General features: G+C 69.3%; 10 protein-coding genes. 6 read left to right on the top strand and 4 right to left on the bottom strand.

Going from position 1 to position 6763, the window contains the following annotated elements:
- Positions 1-11 precede the first annotated feature (11 nt).
- The 3 genes from HY703_04820 to HY703_04810 are packed head-to-tail and all read left to right on the top strand — an operon-like array spanning position 12 to position 2223.
- Positions 12-476 carry a hypothetical protein gene (locus HY703_04820; protein ID MBI4544497.1) on the top strand — a complete coding sequence of 155 codons (465 nt, stop codon included), beginning with the start codon at positions 12-14 and terminating at the stop codon, positions 474-476.
- 56 nt (positions 477-532) lie between these two features.
- A complete protein-coding gene (locus HY703_04815) occupies positions 533-1465 on the top strand; it encodes an ABC transporter ATP-binding protein (protein MBI4544496.1) in 933 nt (310 codons plus the stop codon).
- On the top strand, positions 1462-2223 hold the full coding sequence (locus HY703_04810; GenBank protein MBI4544495.1) for a hypothetical protein: 762 nt from the start codon (positions 1462-1464) through the stop codon (positions 2221-2223). Before HY703_04815 ends, HY703_04810 begins: the two co-directional genes overlap by 4 nt.
- 83 nt (positions 2224-2306) lie before the next feature.
- On the opposite strand, the gene HY703_04805 is transcribed toward HY703_04810, so the two are convergent.
- The 3 genes from HY703_04805 to HY703_04795 are packed head-to-tail and all read right to left on the bottom strand — an operon-like array spanning position 2307 to position 3963.
- Positions 2307-3263, bottom strand: a complete 957-nt coding sequence (locus tag HY703_04805; protein ID MBI4544494.1) for an alkaline phosphatase family protein — start codon at positions 3261-3263, stop codon at positions 2307-2309.
- A gap of 31 nt (positions 3264-3294) precedes the next feature.
- On the bottom strand, positions 3295-3582 hold the full coding sequence (locus HY703_04800; GenBank protein MBI4544493.1) for a DUF167 domain-containing protein: 288 nt from the start codon (positions 3580-3582) through the stop codon (positions 3295-3297).
- 6 nt (positions 3583-3588) lie between these two features.
- Positions 3589-3963 (bottom strand): hypothetical protein, encoded by a 375-nt coding sequence (locus tag HY703_04795; protein MBI4544492.1) that lies wholly within the window; start codon positions 3961-3963, stop codon positions 3589-3591.
- Between the two features lie 61 nt (positions 3964-4024).
- On the opposite strand from HY703_04795, the gene HY703_04790 reads away from it, so the two are divergent.
- The 3 genes from HY703_04790 (at position 4025) to HY703_04780 (ending at position 5577) form a co-directional block, all read left to right on the top strand.
- Positions 4025-4228, top strand: a complete 204-nt coding sequence (locus HY703_04790; protein ID MBI4544491.1) for a hypothetical protein — start codon at positions 4025-4027, stop codon at positions 4226-4228.
- A 489-nt stretch (positions 4229-4717) separates the two neighbouring features.
- On the top strand, positions 4718-5230 hold the full coding sequence (locus HY703_04785; GenBank protein MBI4544490.1) for a hypothetical protein: 513 nt from the start codon (positions 4718-4720) through the stop codon (positions 5228-5230).
- On the top strand, positions 5227-5577 hold the full coding sequence (locus tag HY703_04780) for a UPF0175 family protein (protein MBI4544489.1): 351 nt from the start codon (positions 5227-5229) through the stop codon (positions 5575-5577). Before HY703_04785 ends, HY703_04780 begins: the two co-directional genes overlap by 4 nt.
- 74 nt (positions 5578-5651) lie before the next feature.
- On the opposite strand, the gene HY703_04775 is transcribed toward HY703_04780, so the two are convergent.
- Positions 5652-6763: glycosyl hydrolase (locus HY703_04775; protein ID MBI4544488.1), on the bottom strand; the 1112-nt coding region annotated here is incomplete at its 5' end.

Here is a 6763-nt window from a genome sequence, read left to right as displayed (position 1 = left end):
CGGCACCCGACGTGGCCACCTTTGAGCAGGTGACCCGACCGTCCCTTACCGACGACGGTCAACACGCCCCGGCGCTTCGCTTCGGCGACCCACGGGTCATGGCGCTCTTCGCCGCCATGGTGGGCTTCTGCCACCTCCTGCAGGGCTTCACCAACCGTCAACTCGTGGACAGAACCTGCGCCCTGCTCGCTGCGCCCTACACTGGACGCCAGGCGACGTACGATCTGCGCCGACTCCGACGAAAGGGGCTCATCGCCAAAGTCCAGCGCTCGAACCGCTATCAACTCACTGCCCACGGTCGCCGCGTCGCTGTGCTGTTCACGAAGACGTACGCCCGAGTCCTGGCGCCGGGATTGGTCCTACTCGACCCGCAGCTACCGGAACGTCTCGTGGCTCGCCATCCTCTGGCCACCGCCTGGCGTCGGCTCGACCACGCACTTGAAGACTTCGTCCACCGGGGGCTCATCGCGGCGTGACAAAAGGTGACCGGTTTGTGAACTTTGGTGAGACCTAGGCGAACTAGCATAGAGGCGTGATTGAATTCGATTCCGTCAGCAAACGCTTCTCCTCGCCCCCGCTCCCGGGGCGGGCCGCACGGGTGGTGCAGGCGCTGCGGGAAGTGACCCTGGCGATCCCGGCCGGCGAGACCTGGGCTGTGGTGGGACCCAACGCCGCAGGCAAGACCACGCTGTTTGCGGTGCTGCTGGGCTTCCTGCACCCCAGTGACGGAATGGTCCGGATCCGCGGGCTGCCACCCCGCCGCTACCTGCGGCGCCACGGGGCCGCTTACCTGCCGGAGCGCTTCCGGCTGCCCGGCGAGTGGCGGGTCCTGCCGGCGCTCCGCTCCCTGGCTCGCCTCGAGGGGCTGTCACGCGCACGGGCGCGCCGCCGCGCGGACGAGGTGATGGAGCGCCTGGAGTTGACGGGTTACGCGCATCGAGCCGTTCGCACCCTCTCCCGCGGGCTGCTGCAGCGGCTGGGGCTGGCGCAGGCGCTGCTGGCGGAACACGAGCTGATGGTGCTGGACGAGCCCACCGAGGGCCTGGACCCGCTCTGGCGTATCCGGTTCCGCAGCCTGCTGGAAGAACGTCGTTCGGGGGGCGCTACCGTTCTGCTGTCCAGCCACGACCTGGCCGAGGTGGAGCGGCTGGCGCAAACGGTAGTATTGCTGGATGGCGGCCGAGTCCAGGAGATCATGCCGGCGGCAGCGCCGGCCGGCCCGCAACGCTACCGCCTCGAGCTGGCCTCTCCCGTGAGCGGCATGGCCCAGATCTTTCCCGGCTCCGAGCCGCTCGAGGGCGAGGCGGCGGCGTACATCGTGGCCGTCGGTGACCCGAAGGACCTGAGCCAGCGGCTGGCCGCGCTCCTCTCGGCCGGGGGCGTGCTCGTCTCCGCGCGGCCGGTCGAGGAGCCGCTCGAGGCCCGGGTCGAGCGCGCGCTGCGCAGAGGGGTGAAGGGCTCATGAGCGAGCTGGCTATAGTGGGACTTACGTTGCGGGCCGCGCAGCGGCGGATTCTGGCGCTCCTGGCATTCGCCGCCCTCTTCCTGGCCGCCGGTGCCGCCGCCCGGCTGCTGGTGGGCGCCGAGCACGGCGGCGTCGAGATCGACCGCCTCTTCCTGGTGGGCGGATACCCGCTCGTCTCCGCATTGCTACTCCTGGGCTGGCTGCTCGGCCACTTCCCGCTCATCGCCACCCTCGTGCTGGTGGCTGGCCTGGTCAGCGGCGAACGGGCCGACGGCCACGCCCGGCTCTTCTACGTGCGCCCCGTCTCCCCCCTGCGCCTCTACGCCACTCGCCTCGCCGTTCTCGGACTCCAGGCCTTCCTGATCTGCGCCCTGCTGCTCCCCGGCTTTGACCTGCTCCTGCTCGGGGAGTGGGCTGGACCAGCCACTCTGGTGCTCATCGCCGCCTACATCCTGGTGTATGGCAGCCTGACCGCCCTGCTATCCGTTTGGACACGCGGCGACGCCTGGATCGCCCTGCTCCTCGCCATCCTCGCCCTGGTCTGGGACGCGCTGCGGCGCGCCCAGGCGCTGGCCATACCCGCCGGCGTGCAGGACTTCATCAGCTTTGTGCTGCCGCCGCAGGCCGCGCTCTTCCGCCTCGAGGGCGCCTTCGCCCGGGTGCAGCCCATCCCCTGGGACGCCTTCGCCTACGCCGCGGGCTACGCTCTGGTGATGCTGGGCTTTGCTGCCCTGAGCTTCGCCCACCGAGAAGTCTAAACTCCGTACCCGTACCCGTTACCCGTACCCGAACACCCAGCCCCCTTCGGCGCCCGGATCTCGTCCTCCCTTAGCTCACCATCTCAGCTCCCCCTCGCTCCCTGCGGCATGCCCCCGTCGAGATAGTCGAGCACCGCCCCCGCCACATCCAACAAATCCCGGAGCCTCACTGCGAATTCCCGGTGCCCCGGCCCCACCACGAGCGCCAGCGCCGGATTGCGCGTGTGGCCGGTCCGGATGTCCTCGATGTTGCCGTGATCGCTGGCCACCAGCAGCAGGCAGTCGGCGGGCAGCTCCTCAAGCACGCCGCCCAGGAACGCGTCCACCCGCTCCAGCGCAGCCCTGGCTTCGGCGAGGCTGCGGCGATGGCCGGCATGGTCGGTGGCGTAGTGGGCGAAAAAGGTGAGGTCGTGCCGTGAGGTGATGCGGGCGAGGTTACGACCGGCCTGCGCCGGGGAGAGACGCGGGACGGCGATCCGCACCAGGTGCTCGATCCAGCCGTCGTTGGTGATCTCACTGGCCACCGCCTCGCCCCTCGCCAGCTCGGCGGTGTGACGGGTGAGCAGCCCGGCGGCCCGCGCGGCCAGGAACGGCCCCGTGCGGGCCGGGAGGGGCAGTCGAGCAGGCCCGCCGGCGGCGCCGGCCGCGGCCACCAGCTCCTCCGGGTAAGCGTTGGCGAGGGCGACCCGGCGACCCGCGGCCAGCGCCTGCACCAGAAAGCTCCGGCGCTCGACCAGCGGCCGCAACGCCGTAGGAACCCAGGGCCCGAAATGGCGGCCGAAGAGCCGCGGCGCATTCTCTCCCGTGAGCAGCGCGGCGTGGCCCGTTCCGCTCTGGGGCAGCCCTGGCACACCCAGCCCCGCATCCAGCCCCGCCAGGCTGGCGCGCCCGCCCTGGAACAGGGCGAAGGCGGCGAGCGGCCGCCCGCCCTCCAGCAGTTCCTGAAGGACGGGTAGCCTGGCGCCGACCAGCGGGTTCACTGCCCCGTCCCCAGAGCCCAGGCCTACACCGTCGACGAAGATGAAAAGCAGCCTGGGCACAGGAAAGCTCACGCCCCCAAGCGGGAGCAGCTCAGCCGCCCAGCGCGCGGCGCGCCGCTGCGACGTCGATGCCCTCGACCTCGATGACCTTGCTGCGCGCCCGCTCCCCGCTCACGATGCGCACGGCGGAGCGGGGCACTCCGAGCACTTCCGCCAGGAACCGGACCAGCTCCCGGTTCGCCGAGCCCTCCACCGCTGGCGCCGCCAGGCGGACTTTGACCGCGTCGCCTTGCCGCCCTGCTAGCTCGCTACGCGATGACCGCGGCACTGCGCGCACAGGAAACCGCACGGCATGGCCGCGTTGTTCGAGGCGCAGCACGAGCGCTTAACCCCGCCGCCTGCGCGCAGAGCTTTGGGAAGGTGCGGAGCCGCCCGCCAGGCTCGGGGCCTGCGCCTGGCGCTGCAGGCGGATGAAGCCGGGCTGGGAGCGGATCGGGTCCCAGACGGGATCCGAATGGGTGTTGATGCGGTTCCCCGGCTCGGTGACATGAGCGATCTCGAGCGCCTGCAGCGCCTGTACCAGCTCCCGGCAGGCGGCGCGGTGCAGGCTCGAGAGCCGGGCGCGCTGGCCTTCGACCCAGCTCTCGAAGGGCTGCGTCCCGGCCAGGTAATGTCCCTCGAGAAACCCGCCGCCGTAGAGGCCCACCGCCGCCTCTAACTCTCCGGCTTCGGCCGCGGCCGCGAAGCGGACAGCGTCCACCTCGAGCGGCAGTCACCGACAGCCGCTCCCCCTCGGCACGTAGCCACTCCTCACCGAACGGGTGGCGCAAGACATACAACGCCTGGCTCAGCGCGTGGCGGGCGTGCTCCGCATCGGTCTCCGGCCAGAAAACGGCCATGACCGCATCGCGCGTGGTTTCTTGCTCGACAGCCAGGTAGACGAGCAGGGCGAGACGCTGCGGCTGGCCCACCAGCACCGGGAGCTCGATGTCGCCCAGCGGAACAGTGCAGCGATCCCAGCGTGATGAGGCGGGTGCTCATGCGGCTCCCTCAGCGGCGTGCACTGCTCTGCCGCGCTCAGGGGCAGGAAAACGGGACGCGGCACTGCCCGCAGCAGGTGCGAACCGGCCTCCGGCAGCCGCTCGGGGCACTCAGCCACGCTACACTGAACCGCTCCGAAGCAAAGTCGCCCGGGCGCGGCCCGGCCGCAAGAGCAACCTTCCCCGCGTACCAAGCCAAAACCGCCCTGCCGTGATCCGGCCGTGATAGGCCCGTGAGGGTCCGCCCTTACCGTTCAGGCAGCTCGAACACTCGCCCCAACTTTTGAGGGCGAGGGAGGCCAGGGAAAACTCATGGTGCCCCGGTTACCGCCTCCTGAGCGGGCGTTGTGGCGACTCGCGCTCCCTTGTTTTCAATCGCAGCATTTGTTAACATTCCTTCGCCCGTGGCCCCGTAGCCGAGCTGCGAAGATCGCGCGGGTCCCGGCGCCCAGAGCTGGCTACTGAGGAGGCGAATTGGTCGTTGGAGACGCCTCGCCCTTGATCGTGCTCGCCAAGACGGACCGACTGGAGTTGCTGAGGGCGCTCTACGGACAGGTTCTGGTCGGGCCACGCGTTCGGGAGGAAGTCGTGGAGCGCGGCATGTCGCCAGATCCGACGGGCACCAGACGAGTGGCGGAGGCGATGACGGCTGGGTGGATCCGCGAAGTCGAACCCGGCGCCGCGGAGAGGGAATTGATCCACCAGCTCGTTGAGGAGACCCGGCTCGGCGGCGGGGAAGCCGAGGCTCTCTGCCTCGCCAGCCATCGAAAGCTGCTGGTGATTGTTGACGACAAGGCAGCGCGAATCGTGGCGGATAGAATGGGCTTGCAATACCTGGGCACAGTAGGAGTGATTCTGGAAGCGTACGTGCGAAGGCACCTGGACCGCGAGGCACTAGAGGAGGTGGTTCGCGATCTTACGGGCGTGCTGTGGCTTTCACCGGAGGTGGTCGCGGCAGTGCTTACCAGGGCCAAGGAGTTGAGATGAAGAAAGAACGAGCCGTGGCCTCACGCCTGCCCGAGGATCTGGTACGGGATCTCGAGCTGGTCGAGCAGGTGGAGCAGACGGATCGCGCGACGGCGATTCGGAAACTTCTCGCAACTGCGCTCGAGGAGTGGAAGCTGAACTTCTATGCCCGGAAATACGGCGAGGGCGAGCTCACGCTCGGGAAAGCGTCGGAAGAGGCGAGGGTCTCGCTGTGGCGGATGCTGGACTACCTGCGTCGCAAGAAGATCGCGCCGCAGTATGATCTCGAGGATCTGGGCAGGGATATCGCGACCGTGCGTGCGGCGGCTGGGCGGGCTCGGAGGAAGCGCACGGCCCGCAATCATTGATCTCGAGCGAGATCGCTGCCGCTCCGAGCCAACTGGCCGGCTTGGGCCAATCCGGCCACTAACGCTGACGCCGCTTACTCCTCCGCTACCCTCCGCTCCGGCTCGAGCGGCTTGCGCTCGACGGGCGGCAGCCCGCGCGCGCGCAGCAGGTCATTGAAGCGGGCCATGTCGCCTTCGATCACGGCATTGAGGCGGGCCAGCTCCGTGTCCAGCCGTGCGGAGAGATCGTTGAAGGCCGCATGGGCCTGGTCCGTGGGCCTGGCCTCGGCGCTCTCCACCACGCCCAGCAGTGCTGCAATCTTGTTGTTCAGGCGGATGGGGAAGTTGAGCGGGTCCTGGTTGCTCTGGTTGCGGACCTGATAGATCTGCTCCTCGACCGCGCCCAGCCGCGTCTTCAGCCCCTCACCTGCGCCCGTCAGCTCGGCATCTTCGGCCTGCTTCACGCGCTCGTCCACCTGCGCCTTGATGCCCCGGATCAGCAGCACCGCCTGATTCGCTTCCGTGCCCTTGTCCCGGATGCGCAGGGCCAGGCGGAACTGCTCCTCGAGTTCGGAGAGGGCTACGTCCGAGAGGCGGGGGTCCTTCAGTACCTCGAAGGACTGCGTCTGGGGCGGCTGGCCGTCCACGGTCAGGCGGACCTGATACTTGCCGGGCGCGGCGCGCGGCCCGCGCGTGCTCGCGGACCACAGGATCATGCCCGGAAAATCCACGATCCCGGGGTAGCGCAGATCCCAGAGAAAGCGGTGCATGCCCGCTTTGACGGGCACGCTCGGGTCGCGCGGCCGGAAGCGAGCGTCCTCGTCCTCCTCCCCCTCGCGCCGCACTGTGTCCGCCGGTGTGCCGGTGAAAGAGCGGATCAGGCCGCCCTGCGCGTCCAGGAACTCGAGCGTCACCTTCTGCGCCGAATCCTTCAGGTAGTAGTAGACGGCCACGCCCTGGTCCACGCCACGCACCGGGTCCACGGGGTCGTAGAGGTGCACCTTCGCACGCGCGACCTGGGCCGAGAGCTGGCGCAGCGGCGCAACGTCGTCCAGCACGTAGAAGGAGCGGCCGTGCGTTGCGATCACGAGGTCGTTCTCCTCGACCACCAGGTCCGGCACCTGCACGTCGGGCAGGTCGAGCTGCAGGGATTGCCAGTTCGCCCCATCGTCGAAGGACGCATAGACGCCGTGCTCGGTGCCGGCAT

Source organism: Gemmatimonadota bacterium (genome assembly GCA_016209965.1).
Taxonomy (GTDB): Bacteria; Gemmatimonadota; Gemmatimonadetes; order Longimicrobiales; family RSA9; genus JACQVE01.
The sequence above is the reverse complement of the archived record's forward strand: the minus strand, read 5'-3'. Positions and strand labels throughout refer to the sequence as shown.